The sequence below is a fragment of the Bacillus sp. RIT 809 genome, from assembly GCF_016892495.1.
Taxonomy (GTDB): Bacteria; Bacillota; Bacilli; order Bacillales; family Bacillaceae_G; genus Bacillus_A; species Bacillus_A cereus_U.
This window is the reverse complement of record NZ_JAFEMR010000046.1, coordinates 1-18119: the sequence shown is the minus strand read 5'-3', so window position 1 is coordinate 18119 and position 18119 is coordinate 1. Positions and strand designations below refer to the sequence as shown.

The following is an 18119-nucleotide window of genomic DNA, read 5'->3' as shown; positions in this document are numbered from 1 at the left end:
GTTTGTCGCTCATTTGCGACTCCCTTATGTTAACATTTCCAATTTGTAATGTCAACTAAGTTTTTTTATTTCGTTTGTCGCTTTCTGCGTTGTTGCTATCGGCGACTTGTCCTATATTACACCTCTATACTCTAATCGTCAATATGTTTTTCTAAAAAAATATAAAAAGACTTATTCCTTTTAAAATAAGCCTTTTTATCCTATAACATTCTATTCATTTATTATTTTTCTATAATTGGTAATGAAACGATGAACTGAACGATCCCATCCTCATACTCAGCTCGAATACTACCACCTTGCAACTCAACAATGCTTTTCGCAATAGCTAATCCGAGCCCCGAACCTTCTGTTACTCTACTTCTAGATTGATCTTTCTTATAAAACCGTTCAAACAAGTTCCCTAACTCTTCTCTCGTAAACTCTTCACTATGATTTGCAATAACAATTTGTATATCCCTGCGCTGTCTTTGCAGAGAAACTTTTATCTCTCCATCATCTTTACTATACTTAATCGCATTCATTAGCAAGTTGTCGAATACACGGACCATCTTTTCCGAGTCAATCATTGCATGCGCACGTTCTTCAGGAAATTTCTTAACAAATGAAAGCCCGTGCTCTTCTGCCTGTGGTACTAACTCTTCTATTAATTGATCAAGCAACTCATTTACACATACTTCTTGTTTTTCTAATACAACTTGTTCATTTGTTAACTTCGTATACTCAAATAAATCTTCTATTAAATTCTTTAACTGCTCCGACTTTGCAAAAGCAATTTTAGTATACTCATCATGTTGCTCTTTATTTTCATATTTAGAGTCTCTAAGTAATCGTAAGTATCCCATAATAGAAGTAAGCGGCGTACGCAAATCATGAGATACATTCGTAATAAGCTCATTCTTTTGCTTCTCTAATTTACGTTCCTTTTCTATATTATTCATAAGCTCTTCTGCCATATTATTAATATTCTCAGTTAAAGACGCAATCTCATCTTCACCTTTCTTCTCAATACGATAAGCCAAGTTTCCTTTTTCTATTTCTTTCACACCTTCTGCCATCGCTTCGATCTGCTTCATCTTTCTCTTTGTTATATAGAAGAAAGAGAAAATGAATACGAGCACACCAATTAAAAACGGGAATGGCCCTTCTTGCGTGTCATACATTACTTCTCCCTCTGGAATTCCACTAACAAACATGTACAAATTCTTTCCTTCTATAGTAATAGGTGAAAAAGCTATAAACTCTTTTCTTGTACTTTCAAATACTTCTCTACCATTTGTATAATTAATCGCAAACGATGCTGCATTACGAATCGTATTATGCAAATCTATTTGCTCTTCTTGTGCCTGCTTCGTTTTATATAAAACTTTCCCGCTTTCGTCAGTAACCAATATCTTTAAAGCTCTAGATCCTTGCTCTAAATTTTGGTTCTCTATTTCAATCATATTTGATATGGCTTCTAATTTATTTTCATGAACTGAGCTATTTGCAGCACTTTGAGCTTGTTGATTAATTCGCTCCATACCAGCTCGATAATCGATAGTAGCCTCACGATTTGCATTTTCAAAAAATGGTGCTGCTGCTTTCGTTGATAAAACTCCTAATAACGCACAAGCTGCGAAAGTAGTAATCAGTTGAATTCTTATACTCCGCCGTACACTCTTCACTAATTTCTCCACTAATGTTCTAGCTTTCCTAACATAAGTAAATGGATTAAATATCTTTTTCAATCTTATACCCCACTCCCCATACTGTTTTTATATATCTCGGCTTCCTTGGATTCTCCTCAATCTTTTCACGTACTTTTCGAATATGTACCATTACAGTGTTATCAGACTGGAAAGATCTTTCGTTCCAAACTTTTTCATAAATTTGCTCAGCACTAAAGACCATACCTGGATTACGAGCTAGCAATTCTAAAATTGAAAATTCCCTTGGAGTTAACTTCACTTCTTCTCCCTCTACAATGACTTTATGAGTTGAAATGTTTATTGCCATATTCCCAATTTCTAACTCGTCCTCATTTTGAATAGCAAAACCATTCATTTTCATATAACGACGTAGCTGCGATTTAATTCTTGCGATTAACTCTAACGGATTAAACGGTTTTGTTACGTAATCATCTGCACCTGTTGTTAATCCTAAAATTTTATCCATATCTTGCGTTTTTGCCGAAAGCATAATAATCGGCATTTCCTTCGCTTCCCTTACTTTCATACACATATGAATACCATCTACTTTCGGCATCATAATATCTAATACGACTAAGTGCACTTCATTTTCTTCTAATATACGTAACCCTTCTTCTCCGTCCCCTGCTTGCAGTACTTTATATCCTTCGTTCTTTAAATAAATTGTAATAAGGTTCCTAATTTCTTTTTCATCATCTACAACAAGTATCGTTTCCCCGGCCATACTATCTCCCCCATCAGTTTTTTAATCCCTAACTTCTATTATAAGAAAACTTCTGAAGAAAAACGCTCGGAAATCCTTAAGATTTTCTGAAGACGCAAAAAAGGTCTAGACTCCCCTTAAGTCTAGACCTTTCAAAAAACCCCTTTTATTTACGAACGTAGATGAAATATAGTACGAATAAAACTCCCATAACATACATAATTGGATGAATCTCTTTACGACGACCACTCACAACCATTGTAATTGGATAGAAGATAAATCCAATCGCGATTCCTGTTGCGATACTATACGTAAGTGGCATAGAGATGATTGTAAAGAACGCTGGTACTGCAATCTCGAATTTCTTCCAATCAATTTCTCCTAAAGACGAAACCATCAAGATTCCTACAATAATTAAAGCTGGTGCCGTTACAGCTGGTGTCACAACACTTAATAGTGGCGAGAAGAAAAGTGCCAGTAAGAAGAATCCTGCTGTTACAACTGCTGTAAATCCAGAACGTCCTCCTGCTGCTACCCCTGCAGACGATTCAATGTAAGACGTTGTAGTAGATGTACCTAGAATTGCACCAATTACAGTTGCAACCGCATCTGCAAATAATGCTTTTCCTGCACGTGGTAATTTATTGTTCTTCATTAATCCCGCTTGATTCGCAACCGCTACAAGCGTACCTGCTGTATCAAAGAAATCGATAAAGAAGAACGTGATAATAACAATCGCCATTTCAACAGTGAAAATATCTCCAAAGTGAGTTAACGCCACACCGAACGTTGGTTCTAGACTCGGTATTGCTCCCACTACAGCTTTCGGAGTATCAATTAATCCTGTTGCTACTCCTAAGATTGCCGTAAGAATCATACCGTAGAAAACAGCACCATTTATTTTCCTAATCATGAAGATGATTGTAATAACAACTCCAAAAATCGCCAGCAACGTTGTACCCTTCGTTAAATCCCCCAATCCAACAAGGACAGCATCATTCTTTACGATAATTCCGGCATTTTGGAATCCAAGGAAGGCAATGAATAATCCGATACCCGCCGCTACTGCAAACTTTAACTCTACTGGAATTGCATTAATGATTTTTTCACGAATACCTGAAGCAGTAAGAATAATAAAGATAATACCTGACATTAATGTTCCAGCAATTGCCGTTTGCCACGGAATTCCCATCGTTAACACCGCTGTATAAGCAAAGAACGCGTTTATTCCCATACCTGGCGCTAAAGCAATCGGATACTTCGCAAATATCCCCATGATTAACGAACCAATCGCCGCTGCTAATGCTGTAGCAACGAATACTGCACCTGGATCCATCCCTGTACCTGCTGGTAATCCTTTAACATTTCCAAGCGACAGCGTAGCAGGATTGACAAATAGTACGTAAGCCATAGATAGAAATGTCGTTAACCCTGCTATGAACTCAGTCTTATAATTCGTACCGAGCTCATCAAACTGAAAATAGCGTTTCATCCTACGTTTCCCCCGTTATATGATTACTCGCCGTACTTCTCCCTAGCCCTCTTTTATTTATGAAAATAAAAAAGGCTCCCATTGCATATACATGGAAGCGTTCTATAAACAAAGACAAGTTTCCCCTCATCTTTATCAAAACGCCTCGTAGTCAAGCCATTTACGGTAGCTAGGTAGAAACTTTCGGGCCATATCCCCGATATTATACGACGGCATAATATTCACTTTTTGTTTGAATTACATACTCATATTAACTCACAATAGGGTGTGTGTCAATTTAAAAACGAACATTTTTACAAAGTTTTATATTTTCGTTCGTGTAATCACTTAAAAACAAAAAGATCCATCTATACATAAAATGATAGATGGATCTTTCATTATAATACTATTCCCACTCAATAGTTGCTGGTGGCTTACTCGTTATATCATACACGATACGGTTAACGTGTTTTACTTCGTTTACGATACGTACAGAGATTTTCTCTAATACGTCCCAAGGGATACGTGCCCAGTCAGCTGTCATACCATCGATAGATGTTACTGCACGGATACCTACTGTGTAATCGTAAGTACGCTCGTCACCCATAACACCTACGCTACGCATACCAGGAAGCGCAGTGAAGTATTGCCAAACTTCGCGGTCTAATCCTGCTTTTATAATTTCTTCACGTAAAATCGCATCTGATTCACGAACGATTTCTAATTTCTCTTCTGTAATTTCACCTAATACACGAATACCAAGTCCTGGACCTGGGAACGGTTGACGCCATACGATTTCATCAGGAATTCCTAATTCTGATCCTAATACACGTACTTCATCTTTAAATAAAGTGTTTAAAGGCTCAATTAATTTGAACTGCATGTCTTCTGGAAGTCCACCAACGTTATGGTGAGATTTAATTGTTTGTGCAGTTGCTGTACCACTTTCAACGATGTCCGTGTAAAGTGTACCTTGCGCTAGGAAGTCCATTCCTTTTAATCTAGAAGCTTCATCATCAAATACGTAAATGAATTCATTACCGATGATTTTACGCTTTTGTTCTGGATCTTCTACACCTTTTAACTTGTTCATGAAGCGTTCTTTCGCATCCACTTTAATAACGTTCATATGGAAGCCTTCGCTAAATGTTTTCATAACACCTTCTGCTTCATCTTTACGAAGTAAACCGTGGTCCACGAAAATACATGTTAATTGGTCACCAATCGCCTTATGAATTAATACTGCTACAACAGAAGAGTCTACACCGCCGCTAAGTGCGCATAGTACTTTTTTGTCTCCAACAGTTTCACGGATCTTTTCTAATTCTACTTCGATAAAGTTCTCCATGTTCCATCCTTCAGAACAACCACATACGCCGAATACGAAGTTTTTAATTAAATCGTTACCGTGCTCAGAGTGACGTACTTCTGGGTGGAATTGTACACCGTATAAGTTTTCCGCTTCATTGCTCATACCAGCAATTGGACAAGACTCACTTGTTGCATCTACTACGAATCCTTCAGGTAAACCAGTTACTAAGTCACCATGGCTCATCCATACAACTTGCTCTTCTGGAAGGTTCGCATATAATTTTGATTCGTTCTCTACTTTAAGAACAGCTTTTCCGTACTCACGGTGGTTGGCACGTTCTACTTTACCACCGAAGTGTTGCGTCATAAGCTGCATACCGTAACAAATACCGAAAATCGGTAATCCTAGTTCAAAGATTTTTTCATCACAATGTAATGCACCTTCACCGTATACGCTATTTGGTCCACCAGAGAAAATAATCCCTTTTGGATTCATTGCTTTAATTTCTTCTGCAGTAATTGTATGCGGATGAAGTTCACTGTATACACCGAACTCACGAATTCGACGTGCTATTAACTGATTGTACTGACTCCCAAAATCTAAAACGATAATTGTATCATGCTGCTTCTTCAAAATAATCACCCCAACGTTAGTTCTCGTATATAAATATTTTCACCAATTTAGCAAAAAGAATTACCAATATAATAAAAAAAGCCAGTCCTCCGCCTCTAGTCTCATAACAAAGAAAAGGCAGGGGTCTGGCTTTATAAAGAAAGATAGTCTTCCGCTCTTTATAAATATAAGACACACTGCCTTCATAGTCAGGTTGTTTACGGTAACCCGGTAGAGACTCTCAAACCATATCATTGAGGATATATGAAGGATCGTTTTATATTATCTTCCTAGATTCTAACAATGAAGTATCAGTATGGTCAAGAGAGAAAGCGACAAAATTCTACAGAAATTATTTTTTATTTCACAAAAAAAATTAATATCTACAACAAAAGGTATTAATAACACTTCTTCATATAAAATTAATGCTATATGGATTATTGAGGAGTGAAGTTATATTCAATATATCTTCTATAGTTTACTACTATCACTTAACCTTTTTTTGATTTTAAATTCCCAGTCAAATTCTTTATACCCTTTCTAATCTTTATTATGAATAAAATACTCTGTAAACTGAAGATATAGGTTTGCTTGATACAAATCTTCTTTTTTCTCCCCTGAATTTCCCTTTAATTTTTTTGAATTGCTCATAGTTGAGTCCTCCAAGTGATTAACCTCAAGAAAATCCATAATAAATCCCTTTAACTCTTCCTGGTATTCAATACTATCTGTATCTATTTTATTATTTAGTTTCTTTAATAAAATTAGAGCGTTATTAAGCCGTATAACCTTTCTTGGTTCTACCTCAGGTGCGTGTCTATTAATAATTTCTTTAACAATCTCTTTTTCCGCTTTCGTAAAAGAGGGAGTATATTGTTTTGTTTTATTTAAAGGTAAATGTTGATACTCTTCTTCCATTTCTTCGTTTTTATCCCGATTCAATCTACTAGTAGATTCATCCATTCCATCTTGTTTATTAATATGTGCTGACAATAGACCGTTCGATGGACTTTTTTCATGTTCATCAATTCCCTTAAATAGCGTGTCTATTAATTCAGTATAATCAACATTTTCTTCAAGATACAGAGTCAAATCTAAGTATTTGTCCATATATTCCTTACCCAATTTATAATAATTTATATAAGAATCTTTTCCTTCCCCTTCAATATAACTATGATAGCTATTTATCAATAATTGTCGATCATCTAAAGAAACATTTTTACCGATTATAGGAAATAAAAAGTCATGATTAAATGAAAAAGCAAAAGATATAATCGATTCATTATCTTTTATTTGATCTCCCTCTTTATTAGATCGCTTCTCATTAATCCCTTTAAACAACTGGATAAATTCTATAACATCTGGTAACAACTCTCTATGTATACGGTCCAATTCGTCTAGTACTAATAACACCTTTACATTCTTTTCTTTCTTAACTTTATTCATTAGATTTATTAACTGTTTATACTCTTTGGCACTCTGAATAAAACTACTGTCTTCACTTCTATTATCACTCAATAAAACATTTTGTTTAAATAGTGATGTTCCAGTCTTAAATACAGTAATACATAGAGTCATTACTGTTATCAGCGCTGCCGTTTCTTTATAATCTTTAGGAATCAATTTACTTGGCCAAGACGAAGTAATATACATTATAATACCGAATAAAATTCCATACCAAGCAAATAACCACCATCTACCTTTGAACCAATTCAATATATTATAAAATTGAAATTTTCTTTTAAAAGAAAGGAATTTAAAACTAAAAATCCTTTTATTTTCCGAAAGTTCCTCTAGGAGTTGATTCAATATTGTAATCCATAACTTCTCTTTTTTATCAAATAACGAACAGTCCATCTTACATATTATGTACTCATTCTTCTCAGATTTTTGTTTACTTATGTATTCTATTAACATCTGAACAACTGAGCTTTTCCCCATTCCCCATCGTGCAAGTATGCCAAAATAAAATGGAGAATTATTCGTCTCGCTATATTCAATATAAAAATCACCAAGCTCCTTAACTAGAAAATTACGCCCTAATAAGTCTCTAGTCGTAACCTGATCACTTATTCCACCCTCACCATTCGGATTCAGCTGCTGTTCAAAGGAGATTTCACTACTTATACGCCTTAATAAAATTGTCATATAGTTTCTTTTTAAAGAAAATACCCTTACGTTAACTCTTACATCTGAATAAGGCTGCTTCCTAAACGTTTTATTACTTGATTTACCAACAGCAGATGCCCCAAGATAAGAAGTATCGCCTTCTGATAATAAATGCACCTCTCCATTTTTAACTTTACTCTTTATTATCTCAAAATCCTGTTTAATAATAGCTGCACCCATCTCATCTTGTAACATATCATACAGCTGAAAATGCTTAACTTCCATTTCGGCAAGTTCTTTACCACTCAGATATTCATACCAAATAAATAATATCTTCCCGTTTTCACGTAAAAGTCGGCTAGATTCAAATTCCTCATTAATAATATCAAGGTAATCTATATAACTCATTTCTACATGTTCTTTAGCTACAACCTCACCGTCCTTTCTTCTATAAAAAGGTATGACTTTCAATTCAACCCCTATAGATTTAAGGTTTGTTTCATCATTAAGACTGTATCCATAAAATCCTGTCTCCACTACTTTCCCCAAAAGAACTCTTTGCCCAGAATTTCTTTCATCTAACAAATTTAACTTATCCATTTCACCAAAAGTTTTCCCCTCTATACCTTCAGTAAATTGCAGCAATTCCCTTTCAGATTCAAATATCATGTTTTCTCCTTAATTAATAAATGTCTTTGTTTTTTCCAACCCTACTTCTAACAAAACTATAAAAATGATTTTTTGTTTTTTAATTTCTACAAAACATCTTAGCCTTTTAATTAGTTAACCTTGTTACATCGCTAAATTTACAATATTCCAGAAATATATGATATACAAATTTTAAGAACAAAAAAAGACTACCTCCCCTCATCAAGGGAGTAGTCTTCTTCTAATTAACTATTTATACATTGCACAGCTTCACAGAGCAAACGGAATTACATCATTCCGCCCATACCGCCCATGCCCATGCCGCCCATGTCAGGCATTCCAGCAGAACCAGCTGGTTCTGGCTTGTCAGCAACTACAGCTTCAGTCGTTAAGAACATAGCTGCAACAGATGCTGCGTTTTGAAGTGCAGAACGCGTTACTTTAGCTGGATCTACGATACCAGACTCAAGCATGTTAACCCATTCGCCAGTAGCTGCGTTGAAACCAACGCCTACTTTTTCGCCTTTTAGACGCTCTACAACTACAGATCCTTCTAGACCAGCGTTGATTGCGATTTGACGAACTGGCTCTTCTAGTGCACGAAGTACGATGTTGATACCTGTTGCTTCGTCGCCTTCAGCTACGATAGAAGCTACTTTTGTGTATACGTTCATAAGTGAAGTACCACCACCTGCAACGATACCTTCTTCTACTGCTGCACGAGTTGAGTTAAGTGCATCTTCAATGCGAAGTTTGCGCTCTTTTAACTCAGTTTCAGTTGCTGCACCTACTTTAATTACTGCTACGCCGCCCGCAAGTTTCGCAAGACGCTCTTGTAATTTTTCACGATCGAATTCAGAAGTTGTTTCTTCTAATTGCGCACGGATTTGACCGATGCGAGCTTCGATTTGTTCTGTGTTTCCAATACCTTCAACTACAGTTGTGTTTTCTTTCGTTACAACAATTTTACCAGCGCGTCCTAAAGATGCAACTGTAGCAGATTTTAAGTCACGCCCTAATTCTTCAGTGATTACTTCGCCACCAGTTAAGATTGCGATATCTTCTAGCATTGCTTTACGACGGTCACCAAATCCAGGAGCTTTAACAGCTACTACATTGAATGTACCACGAAGTTTGTTCACTACTAATGTAGCTAACGCTTCGCCTTCTACATCTTCAGCAATGATAAGAAGTGGTTTACCTTGTTGTACCACTTGCTCTAATACTGGTAAGATTTCTTGGATGTTAGAAATCTTTTTATCAGTAATTAAAATGTATGGGTTATCAAGAACTGCTTCCATTTTATCAGAATCAGTAATCATGTAAGGAGATGCATATCCACGATCAAATTGCATACCTTCTACTACGTCTAATTCTGTTGTGAATCCTTTAGATTCTTCTAAAGTAATAACGCCGTCGTTACCAACGCGCTCCATTGCTTCAGCGATTAATTGACCTACTTCTTCGTCAGCTGAAGAAATAGCAGCTACTTGTGCGATAGAAGATTTACCTTCGATTGGTTTAGAAATCGCTTTTAATTCTTCAATTGCAGCAGTAACAGCTTTTTCGATACCTTTACGAAGACCCATTGGGTTTGCACCAGCTGTTACGTTTTTAAGACCTTCACGAATCATAGCTTGCGCTAATACAGTTGCAGTTGTCGTTCCGTCACCAGCTACATCGTTTGTTTTGCTAGCAACTTCTGCCACTAATTTCGCACCCATGTTTTCGAATGCATCTTCTAATTCGATTTCTTTTGCGATTGTTACACCGTCATTTGTAATAAGTGGTGAACCGAATTTTTTCTCAAGTACAACGTTACGACCTTTTGGTCCAAGCGTTACTTTTACTGCGTTTGCAAGAGTGTCGACACCGCGAAGCATCGAACGACGTGCTTCTTCACTAAATTTAATATCTTTTGCCATAATAATTGACCCCCTTGGATTTTTAAAATGTATATAATTAACCGATAATTGCTAAAATGTCACTTTCACGTAAAATCAAGTAGTCTGTACCTTCGTATTTCACTTCAGTACCTGCATATTTTGAGAAGATGATAAGATCACCTGCTGCTACCTCTAAAGCAACACGCTCACCATTTTCAAGCACTCGGCCTGTACCTACTGCAATAACTTTACCCTCTTGTGGTTTTTCTTTTGCAGTTTCTGGTAATACAATACCACTTGCTGTTTTTTCTTCTGCTTGAACAAGTTCAATTACAACGCGATCACCTAATGGCTTTAGCATGAACAATAACCTCCTCATTTTGTTATGTAAATTTTATTTATTAGCACTCAAGTCACACGAGTGCTAACACACTTCTAATAATAAATAATCTCAATTTCTTTTGCAAGTAAAAAAATCATAATTTTTTCGCAAATTACTTTATGCACTTTCCTAGATAGGATTACTTCTTCTACTACCTTTACTATATGAATCGTTGTTCCCACTTCTTGTATGTTACAATGTGAAAGACACCCTAAGTTGTTTTCGCTAAACGTACAACTTTTTCCTGTCTCCTATTTTATTTTCAAATGCTAATTTACAAAAAAAACATAATTCAAATGAAAGTTTATATCGTAGGTAGCATATTTACATGTTATCCTACCTTATCTCATACACTAGCGTTAGAAAGGATGGTTAAACCATTTGAAAAAACAATATTGGTGGATTATCGTTACATACATTTTAATGCAGTTATCAGGCATTGCCGGGTTACCGCTTCTCCTGAAAACTGGACTATACGATAATAGGGGATTTACTAGAGAGGAAAAACTTCAGCTCATAACTGGTCATTGGGCTATCATTAGCTTTTTCATTGCATTATGCGTTGTACTTTGGTTACTCAGAACAGACATTCGTGACAGGCATTTAGATAAAATGCGCTCTACTGTTCCAGCTACAATTGGGTGGATTTTTATTGGTTTCTTCTTAGCGCTGTTCTCACAAAGCATTGCCGGTATGATCGAAATGCGTTTATTAGGGATTACACCGGGATCTGAAAATACAGCAAGACTTATGGACATCGCAAGAACGACACCTTGGTTCCTTATTGTCATATCTATAATAGGACCTATTTTGGAAGAAATCGTATTTAGAAAAATTTTATTCGGTACACTTTATAAGAAGTTTAACTTCTTTATTGCCGCTATCATTAGTTCACTTGTATTCGCGGCGATTCATTTTGATTTTACTCACTTATTGGTATACACTTCTATGGGGCTCGTATTCGCCTTTTTATACGTAAAAACGAAACGAATTATAGTTCCTATTGCAGCTCATGTTGCTATGAATACATTAGTTGCAGTTGCTCAAGTTGTAGTAAGTAATGAGCAAATTCAAGAAATGATTAAAGAAGCTGAAAAAATGCAAGGCTTTATCGGAGGATTTTTAGTATGAGAAACTCACCATTGTTCATGGCTGCATTGTACTTTCTTCTTGGATGTATCTTTACACGCTTCGCCATTACGAACGTAACAGATACAATCTGGAATATGTGGACAATACTATTTGCAGTTATGGCAACAATTGATTTTAATTTGGCACTTCGCCTTATCTTAGTTAAATTCACAAAGAAAAAACAATAATAAAACGCAGAGGTCATCTCCTCTGCGTTTTATTGTGGATAATTCTTCAAAAAGTAAACAAGCGTTTGTAACTCTACAGCTAAATCAATGTGATGAATTCTTATGTTCTCTGACACATTTAAGCGTGCTGGTGTGAAATTTAAAATACCATGCACGTTCGTTTCTGCCAATCTATCTGCCACAGATTGCGCTACTGTAGCGGGTACCGTTAATATTGCCACTTGTATATCAGTTGATAAACGTTCTTCTAATTCATCCAAATGATATACAGGAATTCCTCCGATTTCTGTTCCAACTTTCTCTTCACTAACATCAAACGCCATTTCAATTTTTGTATTATTGTTTTTCGTGAAATTATAATGTAAGAAAGCGGTCCCTAAATTACCTACTCCAATAAGTGCCACGCGTGTTATATCATCTTGGTCGAGTGTTTCACGGAAAAATGATAATAAATAATTTACGTTATATCCATATCCTTTTTTCCCTAACGCTCCAAAATATGAAAAATCTCTTCGAATAGTTGCGGAATCAACCTTTACCGCTTCACTCAATTCGGCTGATGAAACACGTTGCTTACCAGAAAGAGATAAGTTTTGGATAAATCGATAGTATAGAGGCAATCGTTTGGCAGTGGCCTGTGGAATTTTTTGCTGATCCATATAACCTCTCCTCTCTTCCTATCTTTATTCATATACTTGAATCAAATACAAAAGTTTAGCACTCATGAATTTCCTTGTATAATAAAGAGAAGAAGTATTCTCTCTTTATTTTAAACTATACACTATTTTTAGTATGATTGAGAAATATAAACATGGCAAAGTTAAGAAATTATTTGAGGTGAAAACATTGATATTATTACAAGTGAATGGACTTTCGAAATTATACGGTGCAGAAACGATTCTTGCAAACATAAAATTGGAAGTACAAACAAAAGATCGTATCGCATTAGTCGGACGAAATGGAGCCGGAAAATCTACATTATTAAAAATAATAGCTGGCGAGTTATCTCATGATGGTGGTGAAATTATAAAACCGAAAGATGTCTCAATGGGGTATTTAGCTCAAAATACCGGATTAGAAACGTCTTTAACAATTTGGGATGAAATGTTAACCGTCTTTACACATCTACAGCAGATGGAGACAAAACTTCGAAAGCTAGAGCAAGAGATGGGAAAAGAAGAAAACTTTTCAAATGCGGCTATATATGAGAAATTATTAGCTGATTATGACCAATTACAATTAGATTATAAAGATCAAGGCGGCTATCAGTACGAAGCGGATATACGCTCGATTTTAAGCGGTCTTGGCTTCCCAGTTGAAACGCATCAGACGACAATTTCCACATTAAGTGGTGGACAAAAGACTCGATTAGCTCTTGGGAAATTATTATTAACTAGACCAGACTTACTTATTTTAGACGAACCTACAAACCATTTGGACATTGAGACACTAACATGGCTTGAACAATATTTACAAGGCTATCCCGGCGCGATTTTAATCGTTTCCCATGACCGTTATTTCTTAGATAAACTCGTTACACAAGTATACGAAATTTCTAATAAGGAAAGCCGACGATTTGTTGGTAACTACAGTAAATATTTAGACTCAAAATCAGCTCTATACGAGCAAGAGATGAAGCGTTATGAAAAACAACAAGATGAAATTTCTAAACTGGAAGACTTTGTGCAAAAAAATATAGCTCGTGCATCTACGACAAAACGTGCTCAAAGTCGCCGTAAACAATTAGACAGAATGGAAGTATTAGCTAGACCATTAGGCGATTCTAAATCAGCTTCCTTCCACTTCGATATTGAAAAACAAAGTGGAAATGATGTTTTACAAGTTAAAGATGCAACTATTGGCTATTATCAGGAACCGATTATTGAACATGTAAATATGCGCTTAACTCGCGGTGACAGTGTTGCCTTAGTTGGGCCAAACGGAATTGGAAAATCTACATTATTAAAATCCATTGTGAATAAGTTACAGCTATTACATGGAAACGTTGCTTTCGGGTCAAATGTATCTGTTGGTTATTATGATCAAGAACAAGCCAACTTAACATCTTCGAAGCGAGTTTTAAATGAACTATGGGATGAATATCCCCTGCAACCTGAAAAAGAAATTCGCACTATACTAGGCAACTTTTTATTCACAGGGGATGATGTACTCAAACCAGTATCTTCTCTTAGTGGTGGACAAAAGGCTCGACTAGCTCTTGCAAAACTTATGATGCAAAAATCCAATTTATTAATTCTCGATGAACCAACAAACCATCTTGATTTAAATAGTAAAGAGATTTTGGAGAATGCTTTAATTGATTACCCAGGTACTCTTCTATTCGTCTCTCATGACCGCTACTTTATTAATCGCGTAACGACAACCGTTGTTGAGTTATCAACAGAAGGTGCACAAGAATATTTAGGTGATTACGATTATTACGTTGAAAAGAAAAATGAAATGATTGAACGTGCGGAACTAGAGCAAGAAGATGAAGTACCTGTTCAAAAAGTGGTGGCACAAGAAAAATTAAATTATCTCGAAGAAAAAGAACGTAAACAGTTAGAGCGTCAACGTACTCGAAAAATTGAAGAACTGGAACAAAATATCGTAGGCTTAGAAGAAGAAATTGCTACGTTAGAAGATCAGCTTTGCTTACCAGAAATATATGCAGATTATGAAAAGGCTAGTGAAATTACAACTAAAAAACAAACACTGCAAGAACAGCTTGAAGCTTGTATGGCAGAATGGGAAGAACTGCATATATAAGAGAATTTAAAAGAGGGGGATGTCTCATAAGTCGGTCTTTTTGACGAGATGACCTCCTTTTTATTTTCTCTTTTGGAATCAATACCATAGTAAATGAAATTATATAAACGATTCGACAAGAAATATCGATTTACCGGATTGACAATAGTAGCACCTTATATAACAAGTGGAGGATGTTTCAAAATGTTTTTTGGACATCTCCTTGTTTTTTATTTCCCAAAAAAGAATTTCTACAAAGGTCAGACTTCCCCTATGTTATCCACAAGGTTATGCACATATCCACCTTTATAATATAAACTCCCAAATAACTTTTCCACATTATCCACAGTCACACAAAAAGTTATACACATTTTATGTACACAAAAAAACCCGTATTATCAACAGATAATACGGGTTTTATCCACAATCTGTGGTTAATTTTGTGTATAACTATGCTTCAATATCTAATCCTGGATTTGCATTTAAAGCTAATGTAGCGCGTTTTCCTTGTTCGTATGCAATTGTACCTGCAGCCGCAATCATCGCTGCATTATCTGTGCATAAAGATAGAGGAGGAATAATTAGCTCTATATTTTCTTTTTGTGCAAATTCTGCTGCTAAACGTGCACGAAGCCCTTTATTAGCAGCTACTCCACCAGCAAGAAGCACTTGTTTTACATTATAAGCATCTGCTGCACGGGACGCTTTCGTTACAAGTACATCTATTACACTTTCTTGGAAACTTGCTGCTAAATCTTCTGGTGCAATTTCTATACCGCGCTGTTTTGCGTTATGCACAGTGTTGATAACTGCTGATTTCAATCCACTAAAGCTGAAATCATACGAATCAGGTTCTAGCCACGCACGAGGCAAATCAATTGTTGGTTTTCCTTCATGCGCAAGGCGATCAATATGAGGACCACCTGGATAAGGCATTGATAATGTACGAGCTACTTTATCGTAAGCTTCTCCTGCCGCATCATCTCGCGTTTCACCAATCACTTCAAATGAACCATGTTCTTTCATATAAACAAGCTCCGTATGTCCACCGGATACAACAAGCGATAGTAACGGGAATTGTACTTCTTTTACTAAACGGTTCGCATAAATATGACCAGCAATATGATGAACACCAACTAGAGGGATATCATGAGCAAAAGCCACAGCTTTCGCTGCATTTACACCTATTAAAAGTGCTCCGACTAAACCTGGGCCTTCTGTTACAGCAATTGCATCAATATCATCAAAAGTGATATTCGCTTCTTTTAAAGCTTCTTCTAACACAACTGTGATTTCTTCTACATGATGACGGGATGCAATCTCTGGTACAACTCCGCCAAAACGCTTATGACTTTCAATTTGCGATGCAACGACATTCGCAATGATTTCCGTTCCATTTTTAACAACTGCTACAGCTGTTTCATCACAGCTTGTTTCAATACCAAGTATAATTGTGTTTTTTTCCATTATATATTCACCCACATTACAAGACCATCTTCCTGATTGTCTGCATAGTATCGTTTACGAATCCCACCATTTTGAAATCCGTATTTTCTGTATAACTGCTTTGCTACTTCATTTGACACGCGTACTTCAAGTGTCATTGTTTTTACTCCTAACCCTTTCGCTTCGGAAATGACTTCTTTCAATAAGGCATCCCCTAGCTTTTGACCTCTGTATTCTGGTAGGATAGCTATATTTGTTACATGTGATTCATCAATAATTATCCACAATCCACAATATCCAATTACGAGACCATCTTTTTCTAGCACGACATAATGTGCATGTTCATTCATCTCTAATTCACGGTGAAAGGCATCTGCAGTCCAAGGGGTTGAAAAAGATGCTTCTTCAATAGCTACAATTTGAGCAATATCATCAAGTGCCATCTTTCTAAATATCATATCCATCTTCTGTAGGCCCCTATTGTTTTTGACTTTCTAACCATTTTGTTTCAGCTTCAGCTAAACGAAGATAGCTAGGAACAAACGTATGCACGTCTTGTTCTTCTTTTTGTAATCCTAAAAATGCTAATTCACTTGGTCTTGGGTTATTCTTAGTGAACGGAGCAAATACAGCTTGATCACCTAAATATTCTACAATTGTTTCTTTATGCAATTTAACATCGTTACCAATAAATAAAACAGGCTGTTCTTTATCTTTTAACATTTGCAACCAGTCAACAATAAGAATAATTCGGTCTTCTTCTATTGAAGTTATACGCTCTCCTTCATATGTATATAACCCCGTGTAAATTTGACCACGTCGGCCATCAAATAAAGGACAAATTATTCCATTAAAATTAGTACCATTTGCAGCCACCACTTCTAAACTTGATACACCTACAATTGGTATTTGAAGTGACCAAGCTAATGTTTTTGCAGCTGTCACACCTATACGAACACCTGTATATGATCCGGGTCCAGCTGCTACAACAATTTTAGTCAATTCTTTCGGTTTTACACCGCATTCTTTTAACAGTTTCTCTACAGCTGGCATAAGACGTACAGAATGGTTTTTTGTTAAATTTGTAATGATTTCCCCAATCACGTTCCCTTCCTCAATAAGGGATACACCCATTACGTAATTTGAAGTATCAATTGCTAGTACTTTCATCTTGTAATAGCTCCTCACATAATCTAATATAGCGATCTCCAATTGGCTCGAGTACAATTTTTCTTGTATCATCTCCAGCATGGAATAAACTAATTTGCAACTTCTCATTCGGTAAATATGCTTCTATTAAATGAGCCCATTCTACTACTGTAATCCCTTCACCATAGAAATACTCATCAAATCCTAAATCTTCTTCACTTTCCGCTAAACGATACACATCCATATGATATAGCGGTAATCTTCCTTTATATTCTTTAATAATATTGAAGGTAGGACTATTTACGACTCTTTTCACTCCAAGACCTTTTGCTAGTCCTTTTGTAAAAGTCGTCTTGCCAGCTCCAAGATCACCTTCTAAAATAATTACATCTTGTGCCTTTACAAGTCCCCCTAATTTTTCTGATAATCGCTGGGTTTCTTCGGAAGATTTTGTTGTTACTTCATATTTACTCACAGACTTCACCTACTTTACTCACAATGTTCTCTGCTCTTTATTATACAGGTTTTAAATATATAAAAAAGTCCTTAGGAGTTTTCCTAAGGATAGTTTGACTGTCTTTATTAGTTTTTTTGTTAAAACAAATAAAAAAATACGAAACAACTTGTTTCGTTCTTTTCTTTATAT

The 18119-nt window shown here is 35.9% G+C and carries 15 protein-coding genes and 2 riboswitches; of the genes, 3 read left to right on the top strand and 12 right to left on the bottom strand.

Going from position 1 to position 18119, the window contains the following annotated elements; genetic code table 11:
* Positions 1-221 precede the first annotated feature (221 nt).
* From JTF23_RS26830 to groES, 7 genes are all read right to left on the bottom strand, one after another.
* Positions 222-1727 (bottom strand): sensor histidine kinase, encoded by a 1506-nt coding sequence (locus tag JTF23_RS26830; protein WP_002159515.1) that lies wholly within the window; start codon positions 1725-1727, stop codon positions 222-224.
* Positions 1711-2412: a response regulator transcription factor gene (locus tag JTF23_RS26825; protein ID WP_002113448.1), complete on the bottom strand. Its 702-nt coding sequence runs from the start codon at positions 2410-2412 to the stop codon at positions 1711-1713. The genes JTF23_RS26830 and JTF23_RS26825 overlap by 17 nt, the downstream gene beginning before the upstream one ends.
* A 145-nt stretch (positions 2413-2557) precedes the next feature.
* Positions 2558-3883 (bottom strand): NCS2 family permease, encoded by a 1326-nt coding sequence (locus tag JTF23_RS26820; RefSeq protein ID WP_002113447.1) that lies wholly within the window; start codon positions 3881-3883, stop codon positions 2558-2560.
* Between the two features lie 128 nt (positions 3884-4011).
* Positions 4012-4113: riboswitch (purine riboswitch) on the bottom strand.
* Positions 4114-4268: 155 nt separating this feature from the next.
* Positions 4269-5807, bottom strand: a complete 1539-nt coding sequence (gene guaA, locus JTF23_RS26815; RefSeq protein ID WP_213020171.1) for a glutamine-hydrolyzing GMP synthase — start codon at positions 5805-5807, stop codon at positions 4269-4271.
* A 165-nt stretch (positions 5808-5972) separates the two neighbouring features.
* Positions 5973-6074: riboswitch (purine riboswitch) on the bottom strand.
* A gap of 252 nt (positions 6075-6326) precedes the next feature.
* Positions 6327-8564, bottom strand: a complete 2238-nt coding sequence (locus JTF23_RS26810) for a P-loop NTPase fold protein (RefSeq protein WP_204210229.1) — start codon at positions 8562-8564, stop codon at positions 6327-6329.
* Positions 8565-8830: 266 nt separating this feature from the next.
* Complete coding sequence (gene groL, locus JTF23_RS26805) at positions 8831-10468, bottom strand: chaperonin GroEL (protein WP_204210227.1); 1638 nt, start codon at positions 10466-10468, stop codon at positions 8831-8833.
* A 37-nt stretch (positions 10469-10505) separates the two neighbouring features.
* A complete protein-coding gene (gene groES, locus JTF23_RS26800; protein WP_002009985.1) occupies positions 10506-10790 on the bottom strand; it encodes a co-chaperone GroES in 285 nt (94 codons plus the stop codon).
* A gap of 402 nt (positions 10791-11192) precedes the next feature.
* Here groES and JTF23_RS26795 point away from each other — a divergent pair, with 402 nt between their 5' ends.
* Both JTF23_RS26795 and JTF23_RS26790 read left to right on the top strand, forming a co-directional pair.
* Positions 11193-11942: a CPBP family intramembrane glutamic endopeptidase gene (locus JTF23_RS26795; RefSeq protein WP_002009988.1), complete on the top strand. Its 750-nt coding sequence runs from the start codon at positions 11193-11195 to the stop codon at positions 11940-11942.
* Positions 11939-12130 carry a YdiK family protein gene (locus tag JTF23_RS26790; protein ID WP_001246201.1) on the top strand — a complete coding sequence of 64 codons (192 nt, stop codon included), beginning with the start codon at positions 11939-11941 and terminating at the stop codon, positions 12128-12130. Before JTF23_RS26795 ends, JTF23_RS26790 begins: the two co-directional genes overlap by 4 nt.
* 29 nt (positions 12131-12159) lie before the next feature.
* On the opposite strand, the gene JTF23_RS26785 is transcribed toward JTF23_RS26790, so the two are convergent.
* Complete coding sequence (locus JTF23_RS26785) at positions 12160-12789, bottom strand: redox-sensing transcriptional repressor Rex (RefSeq protein ID WP_000372704.1); 630 nt, start codon at positions 12787-12789, stop codon at positions 12160-12162.
* A gap of 187 nt (positions 12790-12976) precedes the next feature.
* Here JTF23_RS26785 and JTF23_RS26780 point away from each other — a divergent pair, with 187 nt between their 5' ends.
* Positions 12977-14899, top strand: a complete 1923-nt coding sequence (locus JTF23_RS26780) for an ABC-F family ATP-binding cassette domain-containing protein (protein ID WP_106408342.1) — start codon at positions 12977-12979, stop codon at positions 14897-14899.
* 429 nt (positions 14900-15328) lie between these two features.
* Here the strand turns inward: JTF23_RS26780 and tsaD are convergent, their stop codons facing one another.
* The 4 genes from tsaD to tsaE are packed head-to-tail and all read right to left on the bottom strand — an operon-like array spanning position 15329 to position 17948.
* Positions 15329-16345 (bottom strand): tRNA (adenosine(37)-N6)-threonylcarbamoyltransferase complex transferase subunit TsaD, encoded by a 1017-nt coding sequence (gene tsaD, locus JTF23_RS26775; RefSeq protein ID WP_204210225.1) that lies wholly within the window; start codon positions 16343-16345, stop codon positions 15329-15331.
* Positions 16345-16788, bottom strand: coding sequence for a ribosomal protein S18-alanine N-acetyltransferase (gene rimI, locus JTF23_RS26770; protein WP_002159529.1), 444 nt, complete (start codon positions 16786-16788; stop codon positions 16345-16347). The genes tsaD and rimI overlap by 1 nt, the downstream gene beginning before the upstream one ends.
* A 13-nt stretch (positions 16789-16801) precedes the next feature.
* A complete protein-coding gene (tsaB, locus tag JTF23_RS26765; RefSeq protein WP_204210223.1) occupies positions 16802-17494 on the bottom strand; it encodes a tRNA (adenosine(37)-N6)-threonylcarbamoyltransferase complex dimerization subunit type 1 TsaB in 693 nt (230 codons plus the stop codon).
* Positions 17475-17948 carry a tRNA (adenosine(37)-N6)-threonylcarbamoyltransferase complex ATPase subunit type 1 TsaE gene (gene tsaE / locus JTF23_RS26760; protein WP_002159530.1) on the bottom strand — a complete coding sequence of 158 codons (474 nt, stop codon included), beginning with the start codon at positions 17946-17948 and terminating at the stop codon, positions 17475-17477. Before tsaE ends, tsaB begins: the two co-directional genes overlap by 20 nt.
* Positions 17949-18119: the final 171 nt, after the last annotated feature.